Source organism: Oceanicola sp. D3 (genome assembly GCF_006351965.1).
GTDB lineage: Bacteria > Pseudomonadota > Alphaproteobacteria > Rhodobacterales > Rhodobacteraceae > Vannielia.
The window spans coordinates 252,509-274,903 of sequence record NZ_CP040932.1; the positions used below are offsets into that span (position 1 = coordinate 252,509).

Genomic DNA, 22,395 nt, shown 5'->3' on the forward strand with positions numbered 1-22,395 from the left:
GCCTGTGCGGGGCGAATCGCAAGGGGGTTTGGTTGTGGGCGTTGCGGGGGGCGAGAAAGTTATTACGATAGGTTGTGGGGATTGCGTGGTTTGAGTGGTTTGAGCGGGTCTATGCAGCTGATGTTGAGAGCGACCAGCATGGTGGCGATGCTCTTGGTCCTCCCGCACTGCGTGGCCAACGGGTTTCGCCCGCCACCGCATCTCGATGTCGAGCGCAACCTCGTAATGGAATGCCTTACTCACTTTGACACCATAAGGAACTTCAACGCCGATGGTGGGCGGTGTGAGCCCTTGGGGGCATGCGCGAGAGACCAAGCCGAACGGACCTACCTTGGTACATACCCCGCCTGGCGTCCCTACGAGCGGGTCATGGAGACCGAAAATCAGAAATTCACGCCGGTGGCGGAGATGCGGGCCAATGCGGAGGCCGGGACAGCGAAGATGCGCGAGGTTTTTGGCTTGATCGTTCAGGTGCGGAAGACCTGTCTGGCGCGAACGGGGCTGACGGAAGAGTTAGGGGACGGCTAAGTGCCGGGAAGTTCAGGGCCTTGACGATGGATGGCTTAGGATGATGCGAGGGCGGGGAAGGAGCTTACGGGTTATAGCCATAGTCTTGGGGCTTCTTCCACTTCAGCAATGCGTAGCCAATGGCTTCAGAGCGCCGCCGCATGTGGATGTGGGAGCGAACATTGTTGCTGAGTGCCAGATACACTTTGACACGCTCCGAAATTTCCAAGCCGATGGGGGGCGATGTCAGGCATTGCGTGACTGTGCGCAGGACGAAGCGGAGATGACTTACCTCGGCACCTACCCGGCTTGGCGCGCATATGAGCGGGTGGCGGAAACCGAGAACCAGCAGTTTACGCCGGTGGCGGAGATGCGGGCCAATGCGGAGGCCGGGACAGCGGAGATGCGCGAGGTCTTCGCGATCATCATGCAGGTGCGGAAGACCTGTCTGGCGCGGGTGGGGCTGACCGAAGAGTTGGGGGACGGTTAGAAGCCGTAAAGCTCGGGTGCCTTGGCAATCCCCCGCGTTGCTCGCACCAGTTCCGCAGATATTCCCGGCTCAGAGAGGGCGTGGCCGGCGTTGGGGATCATGCGGAGGGTGCCGCGGGGCCAGCGCTCGCAGAGGGCTTGCGCGGCCTCGGGGGGGCAGATCATATCGTAACGGCCTTGCACCACCGTGCCGGGGATGTGGGCGATTTCGGGCATGTCGGCGAGGATCTGGCCGTCTTGCCGCAAAAAGCCGGCGTTGGAGAAGTAGTGATTTTCGATCCGCGCAAAGGCCCGGGCGTAGCTGCCGGAGCCTTCGCCTATGTGGCTGTGGCTCTCCATCGAGGCGAGCGCATTCTCCCACCCCGCCCAGCGCTGCGCGAGGCGGGTTTCTTCCATCAGGTCGCCGCAGAAGAGGCGCTTGTTGTAGGCGGCGATGAAATCTTCGTGCTCGGCCTCGGGGATGAATTCGATGAACCGCTTCCAGACATCGGGGAAGAACCGCGCCGCGCCGCCGCCGTAGAACCATTGCAGCTCGCGCTGGGTCATCAGGAAGACGCCGCGCAGCACCAGGTAGGCGGCGTGCTCGGGGTGGGCCTGCGCGTAGAGCAGGGAAAGCGTGGCGCCCCAGCTGCCGCCGAACACGACCCAGCGATCAATGCCGAGGATTTCGCGGATGCGCTCGATGTCGGCGATCAGGTCTTGCGTGGTGTTGTTTTCGACCGAGGCAAAGGGGCGCGAGCGGCCGCAACCGCGCTGATCGAAGAGCACCACGCGATACCGCTCCGGGTCGAAATAGCGGCGCATGGCGGGGGAGCAGCCGCCACCGGGGCCGCCGTGGAGCACCACCGCCGGAATCCCCTGCGGATTGCCACATTGCTCGACATAGATCGAGTGGCCGCCCGGCATGTCGATCATCCGCTGGTCGAACGGGCTGATCGCCGGGTAGAGGTGACGGTATGCGCTGTTATGACCCGCGTTTTTGTCCATGCCTGAGCTATATAGGCTGACGGGGCGCGGGACCATGGGTTGAGAGGGAGATTTTCGATGGCAGTCGACACGACAGACCCGGCAGAGCTGGCCAAATTCGAGGCGATGGCGGCGGAATGGTGGGATGCGGAGGGCAAGTTCAAGCCGCTGCACATGATGAACCCGGTGCGGCTGGATTACATCTGCGACCAGATCGCCGCCGAGTTTGACCGGGATCGGGCCGGAACAGAGCCTTTTTCCGGGCTTTGTGTGCTGGACATCGGCTGCGGTGGCGGTCTGCTGAGCGAGCCGATGGCGCGGATGGGGGCCGAGGTGGTGGGCGCGGATGCCGCCGCGGGCAACATCCCCGTGGCGAAGGTTCATGCCGAGCAGTCGGGGCTGGAGATTGACTATCGTCACACCACCGCAGAGGCGCTGGCCGAGGCCGGCGAGCAGTTTGACGTGGTGCTGAACATGGAGGTGGTGGAGCACGTGGCCTCGCCGCCCGACTACCTGGAAGCCTGCCAGAAACTGCTTAAGCCCGGTGGGCTGATGATTTGCTCCACCATCAACCGCAACCCTAAGAGCTTTGCCGTTGCGATTGTGGGCGCAGAATGGGTGATGCGCTGGCTGCCCAAGGGCACGCATGACTGGAAGAAGTTCATCACGCCCGATGAGCTTTACGAGTTGCTGCGTGGCGCGGGGCTTGATCCGGTGGATCGGAAGGGGTTTGTCTTCAATCCGCTCGCCTGGAGTTGGAGCATGAGTGACCGCGACCTGAGCGTCAACTACGTGACGGCGAGTGTGAAGGCGGCGTAAGGCGGCGGGAAAAATTCCGCCCTATGGCTCTTCGCGGGCGCCGAGCTTTTGGCGCAGCTCTCGCATGACCGGGAGCATGGAGCGCACCTTGTCGCTGCCGATCTCCGACACGATGGCGGCGATGACGGGGCTGACCGAGGCGATGGCGGCATCGCGCGCAGCTCGACCGGATGGGCTGATGGAGACCATCTTGCGCCGGGCATCATCCCAATCGGGGCGGATGTGCACGTAGCCTGCCCATTCTAACTTGTTCAGCGTGTTGGTCATTGCCCCACGGGTCAGGTGGAAGGCCTGCGCGAGCTGGGCCGGGCTGCGCTCTTCTCCGATGTGAGCGAGATGGTTGAGCACCGAGAAATGGCTGATCTCCATACCCTTGGGCAGCGCCTTCGACATCCGGTTGCGCGCGAGCTGCTCGGCGGTGAGCAGTTCGGAAAACAGCGCGACGGCCAGAGTATCTGAGATTTCAACAGCCATGCAGGGGTCAGGGGCCTTCGAAAGGGCGATCATGGGTTAGCGCGGGGATCTTGTGGCGCGCATCGTCCACATCGGAGAGGTCCAGGTCAACTGTGATCACATCGGGTGCGTCACCACCGTCCGCCAGCACCTCACCCCAAGGGGACACAACGAGCGAGTGGCCATGGCTGCGGCGGGTGCGTCCTGCGGTGCCGGGATGGGTGCCACATTGGGCGGGGGCGAGCACGTAAGCCCCGGTTTCGATGGCACGGGCTTGCAGCAGCGGCTGCCAATGCGCTGGGCCGGTGCCGGGCGAGAAGGCGGATGGGACGGCGATGATTTGAGCGCCCGCCTTTGCCAGACCGCGATAGAGATGCGGGAAGCGGAGATCGTAGCAGATGGTGAGGCCAATCGCTGCCAGCGGTGTTTGGGCTAAGACAGAGACGTTTCCGGGTCGGTAGCCCGCGCTCTCGCGGTAGGTTTCCGTTTCGCTCACCTGAACGTCGAACATGTGAATCTTATCATACCGCGCGACGACCTCACCGCTCGGCCCGATCAGGAAGGAACGGTTGGCAAATCGGCCATCGGGATCGTCTGTTTTGACGGCGATGGAGCCGAGGAGGAGGTGCTTGCCGAGGCGTGCGGCGGCCTCGCGGAAGGCGGCAAGCGTTGGGTCGTCAGGCTCGTGGCGCAACACTTGCTGCTGGCGGGTGCGGCTGGAGGACACGCAGTTGGTGACCTCTGGCGTCAAGATCAGGTCGGCGCCCTCCTGCACGGCTTGTTCGACCATCCCGAGCATCACCGGCAGGTTGGCCTCGGGATCATCGGAGCTGGTGAGTTGGAGGAGGGAAGCCCGCATCAGGCGAGCATTGGCTCGAGCTTGCCGGCGCTCTCCAATTCGTAGAGATCATCACACCCGCCAACATGGGTTTCGCCGATGAAAATTTGCGGCACGGTGTGACGGCCGCCTGATCTGTCCATCATCTCGGAGCGGCGGCCGGGCTCTTCAAACAGGTTCACTTCGGTGAATTCGACGCCCTTGGAGGCGAGGAGGCGTTTGGCGGCCGTGCAGAAGCCGCAGATGGGTGTAGTATAGATCTCGATTGGCACGGGCATGGCTGGTCCTTTCGGGTTCCGGCCATACTTAGGCGTCCTTGACCGTTCGCGCCAGTGTCAGCACCCGAACCTCTGCTGCGCCGGACGCGAGGCAGGCATCGGCGCAGGCGGCGAGGGTGGCGCCGGAGGTCATCACGTCATCGACCAGCATCACCTTGCGGGCCGCCATGCGGTGGCGGCGTTTTGGGTGGGGGCGGATGGCCTCGGCCATGTTGGCAAATCGGGCCTGGGCTCCGAGCCCTTCTTGCCGGGGCGTGGCACGGGTGCGTTGCAGGAGGTCGGGGCAAGAGGGCGCGCCCAGCTCATTGGCGAGGGCGCGGGCGAGCAGGGCCGATTGGTTGTAGCGGCGTTTGAACAGCCGGATCCAGTGCAGAGGCACGGGCGAGATGAGCATGCCCGGCTCGTAGATGGGGGCGGCGGCGCGGGCGAGCCAGGGGGCCACGGATTGCGCCAGATCGGCCCTGTCAGAGCCTTTCAGGGCCAGAACGATCCGCCGTCCATTGCCTCGGTAGAGCAAAGCAGAGCGGCCACGGCTCCATGGGCGTGCGATGCGCAGGCAATCGTCACAGGTGAGGGTGGGGGCCTTATCCGGGTCGTCATCGCCGGGGAGGGGCGCGCCGCAAGTGTCGCAGACGAGGCCGTTGATGAAGGCCGTATCCCGCCAGCAATCGGCGCAAAGCCCGCCCTCGGAGCCACTGACGGCACCGCAGGACAGGCAGTGATCAGGATAAATCACCTGCAGAAGCCGTTGCATCGCCACGCGCCCTCCCTGATAAGCCGGGTCATGGCCCAGCCACCCCAGTTGACCGATCGCAAGGCCCTTGCCCGCAACCGTGCCCGTGCCCGGCCCGACGCGCTGTTTTTGCACGCGCAGGCCATCGACGAGATCAAGGAAAGACTCAGCGAGGTTAACAGAACCTTTACGGCGCCCTGCGTTGTGACGGGTTTTCCTGAATTGTGGGGCGAAGCCTTCCCCGATGCGCGGATCATCAGCGACGATGATCTACTTGAGATCGAAGAGGGGGCCCATGACCTTGTGATCCACGGTTTGGCGCTGCATTGGGCCAGCGACCCGGTGGGCCAACTGGTGCAAGCGCGGCGGGGGTTGCAACCTGACGGGCTGTTCATTGGTGCGATGCTGGGGGGCGAGACGCTGGCCGGGCTGAGGGCCGCGCTGGCAGAGGCGGAAGTGGCGCAGACCGGGGGGCTCAGCCCGCGGGTGTTGCCGATGGGTGAGATACGCGACCTTGGGGCGTTGCTACAAAGGGCCGGGTATGTGCTGCCGGTGGCAGATGCCTTTCCGCTTGAGGTTTCATACGCCGACACACTGGCCCTGATGCGTGACCTTCGCGCGATGGGGGAGGCCAACGCGATGACCGCCCGCCTCAAGGCGATGACACGGCGGGCCGTGCTTTTGGGGGCAGCCGCGCTGAATGACGCAAGCGCCGGGCCGGATGGGCGCATTCGGGCTGTATTCGAAACCGTTTTCCTCACCGGATGGTCGCCGGGGCCGAACCAGCCACAGCCGCTCCGGCCCGGATCGGCCACCACGCGGCTTGCTGATGCGCTTGGCACGCAGGAGCTTGGGCCCGAGGGTGGGAAGAGGTGACGCATTGACCCGGGCGGCGCGTGCACTATCCCTAGCCAAAGCCCATAGCGAGGACAGCCCGTGAGCCATCTGCCGCCCGACCATCCGCCCGTAAAGCCACGCAAGATTGGCGTGTTGATTGCCAACCTCGGCACGCCCGACAGCCCGGGATACTGGGACATGCGGCGCTATCTGAACGAATTCCTCAGCGACAAACGGGTGATCGACTATCCGGCGTGGAAGTGGCAGCCGATCCTGCAGGGGATCATCCTGACCAAGCGGCCCTTCAGCAGTGGCAAGAACTACGAGCTGATCTGGGATAAGGCGAAAAACATGTCGCCGCTGATGGTGATTACCATGGCGCAGACCGAGGCGCTGCGGGCGCGGCTGGCGCAGGAGTATGGCGACCAGGTGATGGTTGATTTCTGCATGCGCTACGGCAACCCCTCGACGGAGAGCAAGGTGGCCGAGATGGTGGCAGCGGGCTGTGACAAGATCATCTTCTTCCCTCTCTATCCGCAATATGCGGGCGCCACGACGGCCACGGCGAATGACCAGTTCTTCCGGGCGCTGATGAAAGAGAAGTGGCAACCGGCGGTGCGGACTGTGCCAGCCTATTTCGACCGGCCCAGCTACATCGACGCGCTGGCCGCCTCGGTGGAAGAGAAACTGGGTGATGCGGAGTTGCTGGTGTGCAGCTACCACGGGATGCCCAAGCGCTACCTGATGGAGGGCGACCCCTACCATTGCCAATGCCAGAAAACGACACGACTCCTGCGGGAAAAGCTCGGCTTGCCGGAGGACAAGATCATCACCACCTTCCAGAGCCAGTTTGGACCGGAAGACTGGCTGCGACCCTATACGGTGGAAGAGGTGGCGGAGCGGGCGAAGGCCGGGGTGAAGAAGATTGCCGTGGTCGCCCCCGCGTTCAGCGCGGATTGCATCGAGACGCTGGAAGAGATCGAGGGGGAGATCCGCGAGAGCTTTGAGGAAGCAGGGGGCGAGAGCTTTACCTACATTCCCTGCCTCAATGAGCGGCCCGACCACATTGAGGCACTGGCGGATGCGGTTAAGGAGAACCTTGGGGGGTGGATCTAGGCTGAGTGTGTCGATGCGGACTCACTTTTTCATTACAACTCTTGGGAAGTAGTGACGTGTGCACCATGTAACGTTACAGTTGACAGAGCAACGATGATGAAGCATCGCTAAACGATGCTCTTACATAGTCGAATACGTCACAAAGGGCTAAAGCGCCTTGTAGCAAAAGGCGACCAACGCGGACTGAACTCAGGTTGGGTTCCGCGCATCAAACGGATTCTTAACGCTTTAGATGTGGCTGTTTCGCCCATGGAACTTGATATGCCGGGTTGGCGTCTACACGAACTGAAAGGAGAAAGGGCAGGAACATTCTCGGTTAGGGTCACGGGCAACTGGCGCGTTACCTTTAGATGGGATGATGAAGGCCCCTATGACGTGCATTTGGAGGACTATCATGGAAGCTAGAAGAGAAGGACTTGCATTTCAGCCGCCGCATCCCGGCGAGTACCTGAGGGAGGACATTCTCCCTGAACTTGGCATGTCTGTGAGTGAACTCGCCAAGCACCTTGATATATCGAGAAACTCAGCATCCAGGCTGATAAACGAAAAAGCCTCTATCTCTCTGGATATGGCAGTTCGTCTCGGACAAGCCTTCCGCAATGGTGCGCGTTTTTGGATGGCGCTTCAAATGCAACACGATCTCTGGGAAGCGGAGAGGAAGACCACCATCAAGGTGCCACCCTTAGCTTGGGGTGACCACTCCGCTGCATGACAGCACCATAGGGATGCGATGTCCCCAGAAGCGATTACATAATGAAAATCCAGACGGCTCAGATCAGCAACACCTGCGCACCCGGGCGGACGAGGCTGAAGAGCTCGGCGATGTGCTCGTTGTAAAGGCCGATGCAGCCGTTGGAGGACTTGCGGCCGATTTTGCGCGTGTCGTGGGTGCCGTGGATGCGATAATACGTCCAGCCGAGATAGAGCGCGTGGGTGCCGAGCGGGTTATCGGGGCCAGCGGGCACGAAATCGGGCCACTCGGGGTTGCGGCGCTTCATGGCGGGGGTGGGCGACCAGGTGGGGCCTTCGACCTTGCGGGCGACAGTGGTGCGGCCCCGGCGGGTGAGGTCTTCGGTGATCGGCACCGAGGTTGGGTAGAGCTTGTAAACCGACTGATCGGCGGACCAGTAGTGCAGGGCACGTGACGTGATGTCGACGAGGATTGCCCCGCCGCGCGTGGAACTGAAATAGGGCCGCCAATCGAGCGAGCGGAAGCTGGAGATGTTTCGGCGCACTTGGGCTTGCGGGCCCAGCGCGGATGGATCGACCTGCTCGGCCCGCAAAGCGGCGGGCAGAACGGCGGCAGCGGCGGTGGCACCGAGGAAGGCGCGACGGTTAAATTTGCTATCAGAATAATCGGTCATTCCGGCCTCGAACGGTTGGGAACAGGCGGGGGCAAATCCCCGACATCCCCTATTTATATGGCGGGAAAGCCGCAGTCGCAAATCAATCACGCAGGAAAACCGGCAACGTTGCGGTGGTGCAATTGCACAAGTCAGGGCAAATCGCTATGGCTGACGCCCGACACTGCTAACTGGGGTTGCCTCTCATCATGCTGCGGATGATTTCTCTGATCGTTGCAGGCGCGCTGGCTCTTTCGGCCTGTACACCTGCGGTAACCACCGGGCCGGATGGCAGCGGGGTGCGGGTTTACAACATCACGGCGCGGGACGCGAAAGAGATTCCGTTCCGGGTGCTGGACAACGTGAACCAACTGCGGGCCGCGCGTGGCGTGAACCCGGTGGAACTGAGCCCCCAGCTCAACGCCGCTGCGGCAACCCATTCTCGTGACATGGCTGTGCAGAACCGTCCGTGGCACTTTGGCTCTGACGGGTCCAGCCCGCTCGATCGGGTGCGCCGCACTGGCTACCAAGGCCGTTTCCTGGGTGAAAACATCAGCGAGACCTTCGAATCTGAAGTCGAGACGCTTTCGGCATGGATGGCGCAATCGGACACGCGGAATGTGATCCTTGCTCCTGAGGCACGCAACCTCGGGATTGCGTGGCATCAGGAAGAAAACGGCAAGATTTGGTGGACGTTGATCACCGGCGGCTGAGCCGCTCAACGACCACCATCACAGCAAAAGCAAGTCACGCCCGGCTCGAAAGAGGCCGGGCGTTTGCGTTTAGGGGTGAATGTCGATCGGGGTGCCGTTGCGCACCATGGCATAGATGTTCTCGATCTCGCGGTTCTTCACCCAGATGCAGCCTGCCGTCCAGTCAGAGCCGCGCCTGTCACGTTTGCTCTCGCGGCGACCGTGGATGAAGATATCGCCCCCCGGCTTCTTGCCCTGAGAGCGCGCATATTCGACATCGGCCCTGTTCGGGTAGGAGATACCGAGCGACAGGTGGAAGTCGGAGTTCGGATTGCGGCGATCAATGATGTAGCTGCCTTCCGGCGTCTTACCGTCGCCTTCAAACTGCTTGTGGCCGCGTGGCGCGAAGCCGAGGCCGATCTTGTATTCGCGCAGCACCTCGTTGTGGTGCATCAGATACATGCGGCGCCTGTCTTTGTAGACGATCACGCGCGTGACCTCTGGGCCGTTGTAAGATTTGAACTTGCTCGAACAGCCCGCAAGGGCCAGTGCCGCGGCGCCGAGAAGCGTGGCGCGCCGTGTAAGCTTTTTCACCGTTAAGTCCCCAGCGTTTGCCTGTGTATTATTATGCCATGCATTATACGGATTCTGCCCTGTCTTGGAAGGCGCTGAAAGTGCGATTCACACCCGCGTGAACTGCGCTGCAAGCTCAACATGGGAGGACCAGCGGAACTGATCGACTGGCTGAACCCAGTCCAGCGTGTAGCCGCCATCTGTAAGAATCCGCGCGTCACGCGCGAAGGTGACGGGGTTGCAAGACACGGCGGCGATGCGCGGAACGCTGGAAGCGGCGAGCTCTTGGTGTTGGGCTTCTGCGCCCGCGCGGGGTGGGTCGATGACGACCGCATCGAAGCGGGCAAGCTCATCGGGCAGAAGCGGTTGGCGGAAGAGATCACGGGTGACGGCCTTGGTATGGCGCAGTGTGCCGCCACTGTTGCACCAGCCGCGATCAAGCGCGGCAATCAGGGCGGCGTCGCCTTCATAGGCCTCCACTTCGGCGCGGGCGGCCAAGGGCAGCGAGAACGTACCGCAGCCTGCAAAAAGGTCTGCGATCCGGCGTGGATCGGGGCCAATGGCCTCTGCGATGGCCGAGATCAGCGCCGCCTCTCCCTGTGCTGTGGCCTGCAGAAAGGCGCCGGGCGGCGGCGTGACCTTTGCCGAACCGAAATGCAGCGTGGGTGCGGCGCGGGTGGCCACCGGCTCATCTCCATAGGTGAGGCGAGCGATGTTGAACTGGCCTGCAAGCGCAGCGAGCTCCACCAGCAGGGGGCCATCGGCGGGGCGACCGTTTGGGATGTGCACATCGAGGCCGGACTCGCTGACGGTGACAGCGAGATCGACCCCGGCGGTTCGGGTGGCTGTGGCGCGGGTCAGGGCCTGAAGCGCGGGGAGGGCGGCGAGGATCGTGGGGTGCAGGACGAGGCAATCGGGCACTTCGACGATGACATCGGAGGCGCGGGCATTGAAGCCGACCATTGCCCCCTTTTTGGTGCGCCGCCCATGCAAGGTTGCGCGGCGGCGGGATGCGGGCGGAGAGGTGACAGTGGGGCGGATTGTGGTGGAAAGGCCCTGGGCCGCCAGACCTTGAGAGATGACCGAGGCCTTCCACTCGGCCACATAGGCATTGGAAGCGTGCTGCATCGCGCATGCGCCGCAAGCCTTGAAGTGGCGACAGGGCGGCGCAACGCGGTGCTCAGATGGCGTAACGATTTGGGTTTTTTCAGGCGTAACAGAGACTTTTTCGCCCGGAATGACCCGGGGCACCGGAGGGACACCCGCGGCTATGCCCTCGCCACGCACATTCAACTTTTCGATCAACACTTCGGTCATGCAACCGGCGTTACTCGGCGGCCTTGGTCACGTCAAGGAAGCCGCCGGACTGACGACTCCAAAAGCCAGCGTAGCGCCCGCCAAGGCTGACCAGCTCATCATGGGTGCCTTCCTCGACAATCCGTCCGTCATCCAGAACCACGATCCTGTCCATCCGGGCGATGGTGGACAGGCGGTGGGCGATGGCGAGCACGGTTTTGCCCTCCATCACCTCGTCGAGCGCAGTCTGGATCTGGGCTTCGACCTCGGAGTCGAGCGCCGAGGTTGCCTCATCCAGCACGAGGATCGGCGCGTTCTTGAGGATGGCGCGGGCGAGGGCCACCCTTTGCCGCTGCCCGCCTGAAAGCCGCACGCCACGCTCGCCCAAGTGGGCATCGTAGCCGGTGCGGTTGTTGTAGTCCTCCAGCCCGGTCACGAACTCATGGGCCTCGGCCCGGCGCGCGGCCTCTTCCATATCGTCATCCGGCGCTTCGGGGAGGCCATATTTGAGGTTGTCGCGGGCGGAACGATTGAACATTGCCGTATCCTGCGTGACCATCGAGATGGCCCGGCGGAGGCTTTCTTGAGTGACCTCGGAAATATCTTGCCCGTCGATCAGAATGCGGCCTTCTTCGGTGTCATAGAGACGCATCAAAAGGGCCACGAGTGTGGATTTGCCTGCGCCCGACGCGCCGACGATGCCAAGGCGCTCCCCCGGCTTGATGCGCAGCGATAGGCCCTGCACCCCTTCGCGCTCGCGCCCGTAAGTGAAGCGCACATCCTCAAAGGCGATCTCCCCAGCGGGCACCTTGAGCGGCGTTGCGTTGGGCGCGTCAACGACGCTGTGGCGGGGTGTGAGGGTGCGCATGCCATCTTCGATCTCGCCGATGTTGGCATAGATCCCCAAGAGCGTATGGCTGACCCAGCCTGTCATTTGGGCGATGCGAATGGCGATGGTGCCGGTGGCGGCGATATCACCCGCAGTGGCCGCGCCGTTTTGCCAGAGCAGGAGCGTGCCGCCGATGAGCAGGGCGGGCAGGGCGCCCGCAAGCAGCATCAGCGCACCGCGAAACCCGGCGGCGAGGAAGCCGACGTGGATCACCGCATCGCGGAACTTGCTCATGGACCCCAGCGCTGCACGATCTTCATGCTCGGCATGGGCAAAGAGCTTGACCGTCTTGATGTTGGTGATCGTATCCACCACCTGGCCGGTGACCATGGCCCGGGCAGAGGCGCGGACCTTTGAACGGACGCGGATGCGCGGCATGTACCAGGCGATGAGGGCAAGATAGACCACAAGCCACGCCGTGAGGACGAGCGCGATGCGCCAATCAATCGAGGTCAGCAGGAGGGCCGCACCGATGAGGGAGGCAAGCGCGAAGCAGATGGTGTTGGCGAACTCCGAGACGACATCGGTAATGGCGCGCGCGGTTTGCATCTGCTTCTGAGCGATGCGACCTGCAAAGTCATTGTCAAAGAACTGCACGGCTTGGCCCATCGTCCAGCGGTGCAAGCGTGAGAGCACCAGCGGCATGACATTGGGTTGGATGACGAGGCTGTTTGCTGCGGCGGAGGCAAGAAAGCAGGCCGGGCGGATCAACAGGAAGAAGCCAAGCGTGCCGAGAATGAGCCAGAGGTGGCTGGAAAAGAAGGACTCGGGGCCTGCATCAAGTGCGGAGTCGATGATGTGGCCGAGCAGAAGCGCGGTGACCACCTCAAGCGTGCCCGTCACCGTGAACAGCAGCCCGGCGCCGATCAACGGCAGTTCGGCACCGCGGATCGACCAGCGGATGAAGGCCATCAGTTGCGTCGGCGGCGGCCCCTTGGCGTGGCGGAACGCATCAATCAGATCAGGGATTTTGCGGGCGAGGCGATGCATGGGCGGTCCTTTGGTCCGCTGGCAACTTAGCTCACGCGACCGGGAAGGAAACTAGGGGGCCAGCAACTCTTTGCGGGTGAGCTGGAAACCGGAGGCGATCCAGCGGGCTTCAAGCTCTTTCAACCGAGCGCCAAGGGCGGGGCCGGTGAGCTCTGGCATCAGGTCATTCGCGGTGACGGGAAAGGTTTGGCTGGCGCCAAATTCTACGTCTGATTGCGCATTTTCGGGCGGAATAGTCTCTATCTGCGCGGCGCGGAGATAGAGGGCGGCAAGGCCATCTTCCGCGCCAAAACGGTAGCCTAGCGCAGCGGGCGGGGCGAGGCTGGCGGCGGCTGTCAGCAAGGTTTCAACGCGGCGCTCTTCGGCACGCGACAGGCGCAGGCCCTCACGGCTTCCGCCCAGCGCGGCAAGGCGGGCGATGGCGTCAGGCGTGGGGGCGAAGTGGATGAAGCGAGCGAGCGTGGGGGCGTCTGCCCCGGGCAACACTCGATGCAACACGCCCGATGCATCCATCGAAGCGACGGCGGGGGCCGGGTTTGCCGCGGCGAGCAGCTTCAGGATTTCGCTTGTGATGCGCTCGGCAGAAACGTGGGAGAGCCCATCTGCCCCGGCGGCACAGGCGGTGAGGCCTTCGGCGTCGATGCCGTGGGCCGGGTCGGCATACCAGGCGGTGAAGCGGAAGAAACGAAGGATGCGCAGATAGTCTTCGGCGATCCTGTCTGCCGGGTTTCCGATGAAGCGCAGACGGCGGGCCTCAAGATCGGGGAGGCCGTTGAGCGGATCTTCCAGTGCGCCGCGCATGTCGCAGTAGAGCGCGTTCATGGTGAAATCGCGCCGAGCGGCATCTTCGGCCACATCATCGGAAAAGGCGACTGAGGCGCGGCGCCCGTCAGTAGAAACATCGCGCCGGAAGGTCGTGACCTCGATAGGGACGTCGCCCGCCACCACAGTGACTGTGCCATGTTCGATCCCGGTGGGGATTGCTCGAAACCCTGCCCCTTCCGCTAGATTGGTGACTGTTTCTGGGTGCGCATCCGTGGACAGATCAAGATCTGTTACAGGCACATCAAGCAGAGCGTTGCGAACGCAGCCGCCGACAAAGAGTGCCTTGTGGCCTGCCGCTTCGAGTGCGGCACAAAGAGCGCTGGGGCGGGGGGCTGCGAGCCATTCTGCGTTGAGGCGGGTCATGCTGCGGCGCGGTCGGCAAGTGCGCGCAGCATCCTCGCGGTCGCGCCCCAGATATAATAGGGACCGTAGGGCACGGTATAATAGCGCCGGTCGTAGCCCTGCCAGTAACGGCTTTGCACGGCATAGCGGTTTGGATCAAGGATGTGGGCGAGAGGGACGGTAAAGACCTCATCGACCTCCCCAGCTTCCGGCACAGGGATAAACGGGCCTTCGATCACCCCAAGCACCGGAGTGACCGAGAAGCCAGTGACGGTTTCATGGGCGGGCAACGTGCCCAGCACGCGGACATCGCCGCGGGGCAAGCCGATTTCTTCCTCGGCCTCACGCAGGGCCGCTGCGACGGCATCGGCATCGCCCGGATCCACCTTGCCGCCCGGAAAGGCGATCTGGCCGGGGTGGTGCTTGAGCCGGGAGCTGCGCTTGGTCAGGATCAGGCGCGGCGCGGGGCCGTTCATCCAGACTGGGACCAGCACGCCGGCCTCGCGTGTTTTGACCCGCACCGAAGGGTGGCTTGGGTTCAGGTCATAATCCGACGAAGGGCGGCCCGGCGCGGCGAGAGCCGCCAAAAGCCGAGCCTCTGTGTCAGTCATTGCCATCCTTTGCCTCGAAGCCAAGCGTGGCCGGATCGAGATTGTAGTGAGCGCCGCAAAACTGGCAATCGGCTGTGACCCTGCCTTCCGGCGTTGTCATGGTGGCAATGTCTTTTGCCGAATAGATCGAAAGCGAGGCGCGCACGCGGTCTTCCGAGCAGGTGCAGCCGAACTTGACCGGCTGTGGATCGAAGACGCGGGGGCCTTCCTCGTGAAAGAGGCGCACGAGCAGGTCTGTTGGCTGAATGGCCGGGCCGACCAGTTCAAGCTCTTCAACGGTGTCGAGAAGAATGTTGGCGCGGTTCCAATGCTCTTCATTCTCATCGTCTAGCATGTCGGAGGGTTGGAGCAGGCGCGGCTCTTCGCTTTCGGTTGGCTTCAGCAGAGGTGAGGCCTCGGGCATTAGCTGCAACATCATGCCGCCCGCGCGCCAGCTTCCGGCGGTGCCGTCTGCATCAAGCGAGCGACCGTAGCGCAGGTGGAACCGGGTGGGGAGTTGCTCGGATTGGGCAAAATAAGTCTCTGCACAGGCAGAAAGCGAGCCTCCGTCAATCGGCGTGATCCCTTGATAGGGTGTGGTACCTTCGCCCTGATCAATCAGGATAGCGAAGTATCCGGACCCGATCAGATCAAAGGGCTTGCCCTCAAGCGGGCGCTCACGATCAAAGCTGGCGTAGGCGCGGATGCGGGCCGGGCCGCCTTCGGTTTCGGGGGCGTAGTAATCGGTGGCGATGAGCCGAGCCGGACCGTCGCCACGCACCTGAAGCGAAAGTTTCCACCGCAGCTTCATGGAGTGGCCGATCATGGCGGTCAGCAGAGCCATTTCGGCTACGAGCTGCTCGATCGGGTCGGGGTAGTCGTGCTGGGCGAGAATCTCGTCGAGCACCCCGTCAAGACGGGCCACGCGACCCCGGATATCGGAGCGGTCGAGCTGGAAGGGCAGGACGGTATCGTCCCAGGCGATCTGTGCACCGAGGGTCATTTGCTTTCCTTGACGGTGGAGGCTTGGCTTGTCGGTGCCATATAAGGGCGAAGGCGGGCAAGGCAAAGGGGCAGTGCGTGACAAGACGATTTGGAGAGCCTGTGGAGGCGGGGCGGCGCTATGTGCGCAGGCCGGGGATTTATGCGTTGCTGCCCTTGGGTGGGCAGGTGCTGGTGACGTTTCAGGAGGAGCCCAAGGCGGAGTTTCAGCTCCCGGGTGGCGGGATTGATCCGGGTGAGCAACCGATGGCCGCGCTGCACCGGGAGGTGCTGGAAGAGACCGGCTGGCGCATTGCACCGCTACGACGGCTGGGCGCGTTTCGGCGGTTTACCTATATGCCGGACTATGAGCTTTGGGCCGAGAAGATTTGCACCGTGGTGCTGGCGCACCCGGTGCGCCAGTTGGGGCCACCCGCCGAGCCGGGACACTCTGCTGTTTGGCTCAACGCGGATGAGGCCATCGCGCTGCTTGGAAACCGGGGAGACGCGCATTTTGCTGCGTGGGCGCTGGCCGGGTTGCGTTAGTTGATTGCCTTCGGGCCATCGAATTCGAAGAGAACGGTGGAGACATCATCTTCGAAGTCCTGCGCACCGGCGTATTCTGACAAATCCCATGTCAGCGCTTCCAGAAACCCCGGCCCGCGTGTGCTGGCATTGCGGCGCAGCAAGGCTGCCAGCCCGTCTTCGTCAAGCATTTGGCCGTTCGGGTCCATCGCCTCTGTCAGGCCGTCGGACATGAGAAAGAGCTTGTCCCCCGGGTTCAACTGGCCGGAAACCTGCTCGAAGCTTGCCTCTTCCACGAGGCCCACGGGCATCCCGCCCTCGCCGATAATCTCGATTGCACCGGACGCCCGCAAGATCATCGGGTGAGGGTGGCCGGCCTGCACGAGCGTGAAGGCCCCGGTGGTGAGATCAAGATCGGCGTAGGCGAGCGTGAAGTAATGCTCGGTTTCCAACTCGGTGAAGGCAAGGCGATTGAGCGTGGCGGCAAGCTCGGCCGGGGGAATCGCATCGTAGAGGCCGAGCTCGTTTTCCATCATGGCGACGTTTTGGTCGGGCGAGGTGGGCGAGAGGAAGCCAGCGAGCCGGGCGGTCATCAAAGCGGAGGAGACGCCATGGCCGGACACGTCTATGCCGAAGAGACCGACACGATCGGAGTTGATCGAGAAAAAGCCAACAAGATCGCCGCCCACATGCCCGGAGGGACGCAGCAGCAGGGAAACCTGAGAACTTCCGAAGCTGCGAAACCGCTCTTTCACGAGGGATTGCTGAAGTTTGCGGGCCTCTTGCAGATCTCTGTCCAGCGAATCGTAGAGCGATGAGATCTGGCCGAGAGTTTCGGTGACGAGGCGGTTCTTTTCTACCAGTTCGGCATGGATACCAAGAATACGCTCACCGGCAGCCATGCGGGCCCGAAGCTCATCAGGTGAAATGGGTTTGGCGAGGTAATCATCAGCCCCGGCATCCAGCCCGGCCGCGACCTCCTCGGTGCTGCTCTTGGACGTCAGCAGGATGAAGTAGCCGTAACTTTCACGCGGAATGGCGCGGAAGATGGCGCAAAACTCGATCCCATTCATGCCCGGCATCATCCAATCGGAGAGCACGAAATCCGGCGGATCGACAACACAAATATCAAGCGCTTCCTTTGCGCCGCCGGCCTCGCGCACGGCATAACCCCATTTGGTGAGCATCGCAGACAGAATGCGCCGCTGCATCTGACTGTCATCGACAACGAGAACCTTGCGCTGCGCGGCAGGCGAGGAACGCATGGGGAGCGCGGGCTTTGCGGTGCCTGTTTGCAAGGTGTGTCGTCTCTTCTGCAACTGCCCGATTGGTTTGGCAGGGAGGCGTTAAGGTTGGGTGAAGCGGATAAATTTTTGGGATCAAGTAATCTTCCATCAACCGATGACGCTTAGTTTTGCGCGGCAAGGGCGTATCGGGAGTTTGGTATGATTGATTGGGCGCGTGTGTCCGAACTTCGGGATGAAGTGGGCGATGAAGCCTTTGAGGAGGTGACGGAGCTTTTTCTTGAAGAAGTGGAGGAGGTGTTGATCAAATTCGAGGCCGGGCAATCTGCCAGTTGGGAGGAGGACTTTCACTTCCTCAAGAGTTCGGCGCTTAACATGGGCTTCACGGAAGTTGCCCAGCTTTGCCAGGATGGAGAGCTACGTGCACGCCAGGGCGGCGCCGGCGCCAGCGAGGCGGCGGCTGTGGTGGCGAGTTTCCGAGCGTCGCGGGTGGCTTTTGAACAAGGGCCGCACGCCTGACAGCCCCTTGGATTCCCCCCCGAAAGGGCATAGACCGCCGCCTTGAACGCAAGACGACGGAGCGCCCGGCACATGACCGCCCCCAAGAAAGTTGTTCTCGCCTATAGCGGCGGGCTTGATACCTCGATCATCCTCAAATGGCTTCAGGTGGAATATGGCTGCGAAGTGGTGACCTTCACCGCCGACCTTGGCCAAGGTGAGGAGCTGGACCCGGCGCGCAAGAAGGCAGAGCTGCTGGGGATCAAGCCGGAGAACATCTTTATCGAGGATGTCCGCGAAGAATTTGTGCGCGATTTCGTCTTCCCGATGTTCCGCGCCAATGCGGTTTACGAAGGGGTCTACCTGCTGGGCACCTCGATTGCGCGCCCGCTCATTTCCAAGCGGCTGGTTGAAATCGCCGCTGAAACCGGGGCCGATGCCGTGGCTCACGGCGCGACCGGCAAGGGCAATGACCAAGTACGGTTTGAATTGAGCGCCTATGCGCTGAACCCGGAAATCAAGGTCATCGCCCCGTGGCGGGAGTGGGACTTGAGCAGCCGGACCAAGCTGATCGAATTTGCCGAGCAACACCAGATTCCGATTGCCAAGGACAAGCGCGGCGAAGCGCCGTTCTCGGTGGATGCGAACCTTCTGCACACCTCCTCGGAGGGCAAGGTGCTGGAAGACCCGGCCGAAATGGCCCCGGATTACGTGTATCAGCGGACGGTTCACCCCGAGGATGCGCCAGACAAGCCGGAGTTTGTGGAGATCGGCTTTGAAAAGGGCGATGCCGTCAGCATCAACGGCGAGGCGATGAGCCCGGCGACCGTGCTGACCAAGCTGAACGAACTGGGCGGCAAACACGGCTGCGGGCGGCTCGACCTTGTGGAAGGCCGTTTTGTTGGCATGAAATCGCGCGGGATCTACGAAACGCCGGGGGGCACGCTGTTGCTTGAGGCGCACCGCGGGATCGAAAGCATCACGCTCGACCGGGGGGCAATGCACCTGAAGGATGAGCTGATGCCGCGTTATGCGGAGCTGATCTATAACGGCTTCTGGTTTAGCCCGGAGCGCGAGATGCTGCAGGCCGCCATTGACCACAGCCAAGAGCATGTGACCGGCACGGTGACGCTGAAGCTCTACAAGGGTTCGGCCAAATGCGTGGCGCGGAAATCGGAACATACGCTCTATTCCGAGGCGCATGTGACCTTTGAAGAGGACGCGGGCGCCTACGATCAGAAGGACGCGCAGGGGTTCATCCACCTCAACGCGCTGCGCCTCAAGCTGATTGCCACGCGGAACAAGCGGGTCGGCTAAACGCAAACGGGCGGCACCCGGAGAGAGTGCCGCCCGACTGCTCGAAACGGGTTACGCTTACTGCGCGGTGATGGTCGTCATCACCAGGTTACCCTCGGGCTTGATCGGGCCGTCTTCCTTGGCGCCCAGGGTGTATTCGAAGATACCGGTTTTCATGCCACCCGCCTCGGAGTGAACCATCAGCATCAGCATGTCGCCGGGGGCCACTTCCTCGGTGAGGATGGCCGCGACGTCCATGTTTTCGCCCATGCGCAGGGGCGCGTGGCCAACCACGGGGCCGGGCTTCATATCGGCGTCGGTGCGGTGCACCACGAGCCAGCCGTTCTCGCCGGCGACGACCTTTTCAGCCGAAACAACGCCGTTTTCGACGCTTTGGTCAGCAGCTTCAACCATGGGTGCCATGGAATGGCTGGCGGCGAAGGCCGCGGTGGAGGTCAGCGCGATTGCGGTGGTGAGGATAAATTTCTTCATGTCTCTCCCTTTCGAATGGGGTTTCGATTGTGAAGGGACAGGCACGTTATGCGCCCGCCTTACAGAGAGACACGGGGCGGCGGTGCGAAGAGTTTCAAAAAAGTTTTCGAGCAGCCATATCTGCGTAGAACGGCATTGCGGATCGCGCGAGCGCGGCCTCGTTGCCACCCAGCTCAGGCAGCGGCCCCTCGGCACCAGCGAAACCGGCGGAGCGGTGAATGGCGCCATACCAATGGGGTGCCCATGTTCCGTCGAAAGGCTTGGGCCCGGCTGGCCAAGAAAGCATGGATGGCGTGAAGGCGAGGCCGATCTCGGCGCAGAGCTTTTGTAGCATCGCCTCAGGGTTGGCGCGAATATCGGTTGCATCAATGACCGGGCCGGGAAAGCGCGCGAAAAGTTCGGCGTGTTGGGTATAGCCAATGTCGGCCAGTGTTGGGTGCTCTCGCTTTGCGGCATAGCTTGCCACCACACGGGCCGGGTGGCGGATGAGATGAACGTTCACACAGCCTTCGGCCCAATCCAGCGGCATGCCATCAACCATGTGAAGGGCCATGTGCTTTTGGTAGAAGTGGGCCTTACCCCCGGGATTGGGCCCAGCGCATCTTGCTGCTATTTCCGCTGGGTTAGTGACGTTTTCAGCGATGATCGCAGCCTTCATGGGGTGGTCGATGCCGGTGGCGGCGAGATAGGCCGCATAGAAGGGCTCATCCCAGGCCGCGCAATCGCCTCGGGCGGCGAAGGCATACATCATCGCGGTCGACAGGTTTCGCGGGCCCGACCACATGGCGATTTTCATGGCGTCACTCTGTAATCAGCGCGATTTCGGGGCAGCCGGGGGCCAGCTCGTCGGTGCGGAAAATATCATCAAGGCCCGGCTCCACGGTTGTGACAGTGCTGCCGTCGAACAGGGTGAGCTCCACGTTCCGCTGATGGTCCTGATAGGCGTACTCCACCATGCAAGCCTTGAAGAGCGCGCGCGCCTCTTCCCACGTGATTTCACCCGTTGGGGATGGTTGCGGCTGCGTCATGCAGGCCGAGAGGAGAAGCGCGGGGAGGAGGCGTTTCACGCGGGGGGCTCCGTGACGAGTGCTTTGTAGAGCGCGCGGATGCGGGCGGTGAGCGGGCCCATCTCTCCAGTGCCGATCTGGCGACCGTCTATTTCGCCCACGGGTGTTTGCGCGCCAAAGGTGCCGGTGAGGAAGGCCTCATCGGCCGAATAGGCCTCCACAAGAGAATAGTTTTTCTCGCGGCAGGGAATGCCATTGGCGTGGCAGAGGTCGATCACCTTTTGGCGGGTGATGCCGTTCATGCAGTAGTCGCCGGTTGAGGTCCAAACCTCGCCCTTGCGGACAATGAAGAAGTTGCAGGCGTTGGTTGTGTTCACGAAGCCATGCACGTCGAGCATTAGCGCTTCATCGGCTCCGGCCTTTTCGGCGGCGATGCAGGCGAGGATGCAGTTGAGTTTGCTGTGCGAGTTCAGCTTTGGATCCTGAGTCATCGGCAGGCCGCGCAGGTGTGGCACGGTGGCAAGGCGGATCGGGCGGGGGATGGAGGGTTTGGAATGCTCCATGATGATCGCCACGGTAGGGCCGGTGACGGATAGGGACGGGTGCTGGAACGGGCGGGTTTTGAGGCCGCGTGTAACCATGAGGCGCGCATGGGCGTCTGTGGTCATGCCATTGGCAGATTGTGTCTCTGTTATTGCCGAAACGAGTTGATCTGCGGTCATCCCGATATCGAGATCAATCGCCTTGGCGGCCTCGAAGAGCCGGTTGAGGTGCTCATCCATGAAGGTCCAACGGCCATCATAAAGCCGCAACCCTTCCCACACGCCATCGCCGAGCATGAAGCCGCTGTCGTAGACGCTGACAAGCGCCTCAGCCCGCGGCTTCAGCGCCCCGTTGAGCCAAATCAGGATGTCGGCGTTTCGCGGGTCATCTTCGGCGGTATGTGTGGTGACATGTTCATTCATGAAGGAAGGCTACGGAGGCGGCAGGATGTTTCCAAGGATAAATACGGTGTGAGGTCACGCCCCGGTGATTGGACGGTGGCATGGGTTCGCGGCGAGGCTCTGCGAAACAGGAGGGTGACCCATGTTGATGAAATTGAGGCGCGGACGGCCGATGTTGCTGGCGATGGCGATTGCCATTGGGGTGACGTTGAATTGCGCACCCGCCAAGGCGGCCGGGACTGAAACGGCGATTTTGGCGGGCGGCTGCTTTTGGTGTGTGGAAGCGGACTTTGAGAAGCTGAAGGGCGTTAAGGAAGTGGTTTCGGGCTTTGCCGGCGGCACCGTGGCCAACCCGACCTACAAGCAGGTGGTGAGCGGTGGCACCGGGCACTACGAGGCGGTGAAGGTGAGCTATGATCCGGATGTGATCACATATGATATGATCCTGCACGCCTTCATGCGGAGCGTTGACCCGACCGATGCGGGCGGCCAATTTTGTGACAGGGGGGAAACCTATCGGACCGCAATTTTTGTCTCTGATTCCGGCGAAAGAGCTTCGGCGGAAGCAGCAATTGCCGATGCGGCGGCGGCGCTGGGCAAAGAGGTGGTGACGCCCGTCTTGCCCGCCAGTCGGTTTTACGAGGCGGAAGACTATCACCAGGACTATTACAAGAAGGGTGATATCATTCTCACGCGGTTTGGGCCGCGATCCAAAGCGAAGGCCTACAAGCTCTATCGAGAAAGTTGCGGGCGCGACGCGCGAGTGCGGCAGTTGTGGGGCTCGGCTGCGCCTTTTGCGGGCGGCTGAAAGCGGCTTCGCCCAGCAGCCACG

Annotated in this window: 29 protein-coding genes; 12 read left to right on the forward strand and 17 right to left on the reverse strand. The window is 62.3% G+C overall.

Annotated elements, in window-relative coordinates; translation table 11 throughout:
- Nucleotides 1-111 precede the first annotated feature (111 nt).
- Together FHY55_RS01285 and FHY55_RS01290 are read left to right on the forward strand one after the other, a co-directional pair.
- Nucleotides 112-528: a hypothetical protein gene (locus FHY55_RS01285; protein ID WP_140012466.1), complete on the forward strand. Its 417-nt coding sequence runs from the start codon at nt 112-114 to the stop codon at nt 526-528.
- A gap of 262 nt (nt 529-790) precedes the next feature.
- Nucleotides 791-997: a hypothetical protein gene (locus FHY55_RS01290; RefSeq protein ID WP_140012467.1), complete on the forward strand. Its 207-nt coding sequence runs from the start codon at nt 791-793 to the stop codon at nt 995-997.
- On the opposite strand, the gene pip is transcribed toward FHY55_RS01290, so the two are convergent.
- A complete protein-coding gene (gene pip, locus FHY55_RS01295) occupies nt 994-1,983 on the reverse strand; it encodes a prolyl aminopeptidase (RefSeq protein WP_140012468.1) in 990 nt (329 codons plus the stop codon). The two genes, FHY55_RS01290 and pip, sit on opposite strands and share 4 nt — an antisense overlap.
- 57 nt (nt 1,984-2,040) lie before the next feature.
- On the opposite strand from pip, the gene ubiG reads away from it, so the two are divergent.
- Entirely contained in the window at nt 2,041-2,781 is a 741-nt protein-coding gene (gene ubiG, locus FHY55_RS01300; protein WP_140012469.1) for a bifunctional 2-polyprenyl-6-hydroxyphenol methylase/3-demethylubiquinol 3-O-methyltransferase UbiG, read from the forward strand.
- Nucleotides 2,782-2,802: 21 nt separating this feature from the next.
- Here ubiG and FHY55_RS01305 read toward each other — a convergent pair whose 3' ends face one another.
- The 4 genes from FHY55_RS01305 to FHY55_RS01320 are packed head-to-tail and all read right to left on the reverse strand — an operon-like array spanning nt 2,803 to nt 5,110.
- Nucleotides 2,803-3,288 carry a MarR family winged helix-turn-helix transcriptional regulator gene (locus FHY55_RS01305; protein ID WP_254695388.1) on the reverse strand — a complete coding sequence of 162 codons (486 nt, stop codon included), beginning with the start codon at nt 3,286-3,288 and terminating at the stop codon, nt 2,803-2,805.
- Complete coding sequence (locus FHY55_RS01310; protein ID WP_140012470.1) at nt 3,263-4,093, reverse strand: carbon-nitrogen hydrolase family protein; 831 nt, start codon at nt 4,091-4,093, stop codon at nt 3,263-3,265. Before FHY55_RS01310 ends, FHY55_RS01305 begins: the two co-directional genes overlap by 26 nt.
- The gene (gene grxC, locus FHY55_RS01315; RefSeq protein ID WP_140012471.1) at nt 4,093-4,350 is read right to left on the reverse strand and encodes a glutaredoxin 3; all 258 of its coding nucleotides are present in this window, start codon (nt 4,348-4,350) and stop codon (nt 4,093-4,095) included. Before grxC ends, FHY55_RS01310 begins: the two co-directional genes overlap by 1 nt.
- 28 nt (nt 4,351-4,378) lie before the next feature.
- On the reverse strand, nt 4,379-5,110 hold the full coding sequence (locus tag FHY55_RS01320; RefSeq protein ID WP_140012472.1) for a ComF family protein: 732 nt from the start codon (nt 5,108-5,110) through the stop codon (nt 4,379-4,381).
- Between the two features lie 24 nt (nt 5,111-5,134).
- On the opposite strand from FHY55_RS01320, the gene FHY55_RS01325 reads away from it, so the two are divergent.
- The 4 genes from FHY55_RS01325 to FHY55_RS01340 all read left to right on the forward strand — a co-directional run bounded on the left by FHY55_RS01325 (nt 5,135) and on the right by FHY55_RS01340 (nt 7,748).
- Nucleotides 5,135-5,959: an SAM-dependent methyltransferase gene (locus FHY55_RS01325; RefSeq protein ID WP_140012473.1), complete on the forward strand. Its 825-nt coding sequence runs from the start codon at nt 5,135-5,137 to the stop codon at nt 5,957-5,959.
- A gap of 60 nt (nt 5,960-6,019) precedes the next feature.
- On the forward strand, nt 6,020-7,036 hold the full coding sequence (gene hemH, locus FHY55_RS01330) for a ferrochelatase (protein WP_140012474.1): 1,017 nt from the start codon (nt 6,020-6,022) through the stop codon (nt 7,034-7,036).
- 114 nt (nt 7,037-7,150) lie between these two features.
- Complete coding sequence (locus tag FHY55_RS01335) at nt 7,151-7,441, forward strand: type II toxin-antitoxin system RelE/ParE family toxin (protein WP_140012475.1); 291 nt, start codon at nt 7,151-7,153, stop codon at nt 7,439-7,441.
- Nucleotides 7,431-7,748, forward strand: a complete 318-nt coding sequence (locus tag FHY55_RS01340) for a HigA family addiction module antitoxin (RefSeq protein WP_140012476.1) — start codon at nt 7,431-7,433, stop codon at nt 7,746-7,748. The genes FHY55_RS01335 and FHY55_RS01340 overlap by 11 nt, the downstream gene beginning before the upstream one ends.
- A 58-nt stretch (nt 7,749-7,806) precedes the next feature.
- Here the strand turns inward: FHY55_RS01340 and FHY55_RS01345 are convergent, their stop codons facing one another.
- On the reverse strand, nt 7,807-8,400 hold the full coding sequence (locus tag FHY55_RS01345) for a L,D-transpeptidase (RefSeq protein ID WP_140012477.1): 594 nt from the start codon (nt 8,398-8,400) through the stop codon (nt 7,807-7,809).
- A 188-nt stretch (nt 8,401-8,588) separates the two neighbouring features.
- Here FHY55_RS01345 and FHY55_RS01350 point away from each other — a divergent pair, with 188 nt between their 5' ends.
- Complete coding sequence (locus tag FHY55_RS01350) at nt 8,589-9,092, forward strand: CAP domain-containing protein (protein ID WP_140012478.1); 504 nt, start codon at nt 8,589-8,591, stop codon at nt 9,090-9,092.
- Nucleotides 9,093-9,161: 69 nt separating this feature from the next.
- On the opposite strand, the gene FHY55_RS01355 is transcribed toward FHY55_RS01350, so the two are convergent.
- From FHY55_RS01355 to FHY55_RS01380, 6 genes are all read right to left on the reverse strand, one after another.
- A complete protein-coding gene (locus tag FHY55_RS01355) occupies nt 9,162-9,665 on the reverse strand; it encodes a murein L,D-transpeptidase family protein (RefSeq protein WP_140012479.1) in 504 nt (167 codons plus the stop codon).
- A gap of 87 nt (nt 9,666-9,752) precedes the next feature.
- Nucleotides 9,753-10,961, reverse strand: coding sequence for a class I SAM-dependent RNA methyltransferase (locus FHY55_RS01360; protein ID WP_140012480.1), 1,209 nt, complete (start codon nt 10,959-10,961; stop codon nt 9,753-9,755).
- A 10-nt stretch (nt 10,962-10,971) separates the two neighbouring features.
- Complete coding sequence (locus tag FHY55_RS01365; protein ID WP_140012481.1) at nt 10,972-12,819, reverse strand: ABC transporter ATP-binding protein; 1,848 nt, start codon at nt 12,817-12,819, stop codon at nt 10,972-10,974.
- 51 nt (nt 12,820-12,870) lie between these two features.
- Nucleotides 12,871-14,007, reverse strand: coding sequence for a CCA tRNA nucleotidyltransferase (locus FHY55_RS01370; protein ID WP_140012482.1), 1,137 nt, complete (start codon nt 14,005-14,007; stop codon nt 12,871-12,873).
- Nucleotides 14,004-14,597, reverse strand: coding sequence for a CoA pyrophosphatase (locus tag FHY55_RS01375; RefSeq protein WP_140012483.1), 594 nt, complete (start codon nt 14,595-14,597; stop codon nt 14,004-14,006). Before FHY55_RS01375 ends, FHY55_RS01370 begins: the two co-directional genes overlap by 4 nt.
- Nucleotides 14,590-15,579 carry an Hsp33 family molecular chaperone HslO gene (locus FHY55_RS01380; protein WP_140012484.1) on the reverse strand — a complete coding sequence of 330 codons (990 nt, stop codon included), beginning with the start codon at nt 15,577-15,579 and terminating at the stop codon, nt 14,590-14,592. The genes FHY55_RS01375 and FHY55_RS01380 overlap by 8 nt, the downstream gene beginning before the upstream one ends.
- A 77-nt stretch (nt 15,580-15,656) precedes the next feature.
- Between FHY55_RS01380 and FHY55_RS01385 the strand changes: the two genes are divergently transcribed.
- Complete coding sequence (locus FHY55_RS01385) at nt 15,657-16,103, forward strand: NUDIX hydrolase (RefSeq protein ID WP_140012485.1); 447 nt, start codon at nt 15,657-15,659, stop codon at nt 16,101-16,103.
- Here FHY55_RS01385 and FHY55_RS01390 read toward each other — a convergent pair.
- Nucleotides 16,100-17,347 (reverse strand): PP2C family protein-serine/threonine phosphatase, encoded by a 1,248-nt coding sequence (locus FHY55_RS01390; RefSeq protein ID WP_140012486.1) that lies wholly within the window; start codon nt 17,345-17,347, stop codon nt 16,100-16,102. The genes FHY55_RS01385 and FHY55_RS01390 overlap by 4 nt on opposite strands.
- A gap of 180 nt (nt 17,348-17,527) precedes the next feature.
- Between FHY55_RS01390 and FHY55_RS01395 the strand changes: the two genes are divergently transcribed.
- Nucleotides 17,528-17,845 carry an Hpt domain-containing protein gene (locus FHY55_RS01395; RefSeq protein WP_140012487.1) on the forward strand — a complete coding sequence of 106 codons (318 nt, stop codon included), beginning with the start codon at nt 17,528-17,530 and terminating at the stop codon, nt 17,843-17,845.
- Between the two features lie 72 nt (nt 17,846-17,917).
- A complete protein-coding gene (locus tag FHY55_RS01400) occupies nt 17,918-19,141 on the forward strand; it encodes an argininosuccinate synthase (protein ID WP_140012488.1) in 1,224 nt (407 codons plus the stop codon).
- Between the two features lie 57 nt (nt 19,142-19,198).
- Here the strand turns inward: FHY55_RS01400 and FHY55_RS01405 are convergent, their stop codons facing one another.
- The 4 genes from FHY55_RS01405 to FHY55_RS01420 form a co-directional block, all read right to left on the reverse strand.
- Nucleotides 19,199-19,612: a hypothetical protein gene (locus tag FHY55_RS01405; RefSeq protein ID WP_140012489.1), complete on the reverse strand. Its 414-nt coding sequence runs from the start codon at nt 19,610-19,612 to the stop codon at nt 19,199-19,201.
- 94 nt (nt 19,613-19,706) lie between these two features.
- Nucleotides 19,707-20,408 carry an HAD family hydrolase gene (locus FHY55_RS01410; protein ID WP_140012490.1) on the reverse strand — a complete coding sequence of 234 codons (702 nt, stop codon included), beginning with the start codon at nt 20,406-20,408 and terminating at the stop codon, nt 19,707-19,709.
- A 4-nt stretch (nt 20,409-20,412) separates the two neighbouring features.
- Nucleotides 20,413-20,679, reverse strand: a complete 267-nt coding sequence (locus FHY55_RS01415; protein WP_140012491.1) for a hypothetical protein — start codon at nt 20,677-20,679, stop codon at nt 20,413-20,415.
- On the reverse strand, nt 20,676-21,584 hold the full coding sequence (locus FHY55_RS01420; RefSeq protein WP_140012492.1) for a D-amino acid aminotransferase: 909 nt from the start codon (nt 21,582-21,584) through the stop codon (nt 20,676-20,678). The genes FHY55_RS01415 and FHY55_RS01420 overlap by 4 nt, the downstream gene beginning before the upstream one ends.
- 121 nt (nt 21,585-21,705) lie before the next feature.
- Between FHY55_RS01420 and msrA the strand changes: the two genes are divergently transcribed.
- Nucleotides 21,706-22,371: a peptide-methionine (S)-S-oxide reductase MsrA gene (msrA, locus tag FHY55_RS01425; protein WP_140012493.1), complete on the forward strand. Its 666-nt coding sequence runs from the start codon at nt 21,706-21,708 to the stop codon at nt 22,369-22,371.
- The last annotated feature ends 24 nt before the right edge of the window (nt 22,372-22,395 follow it).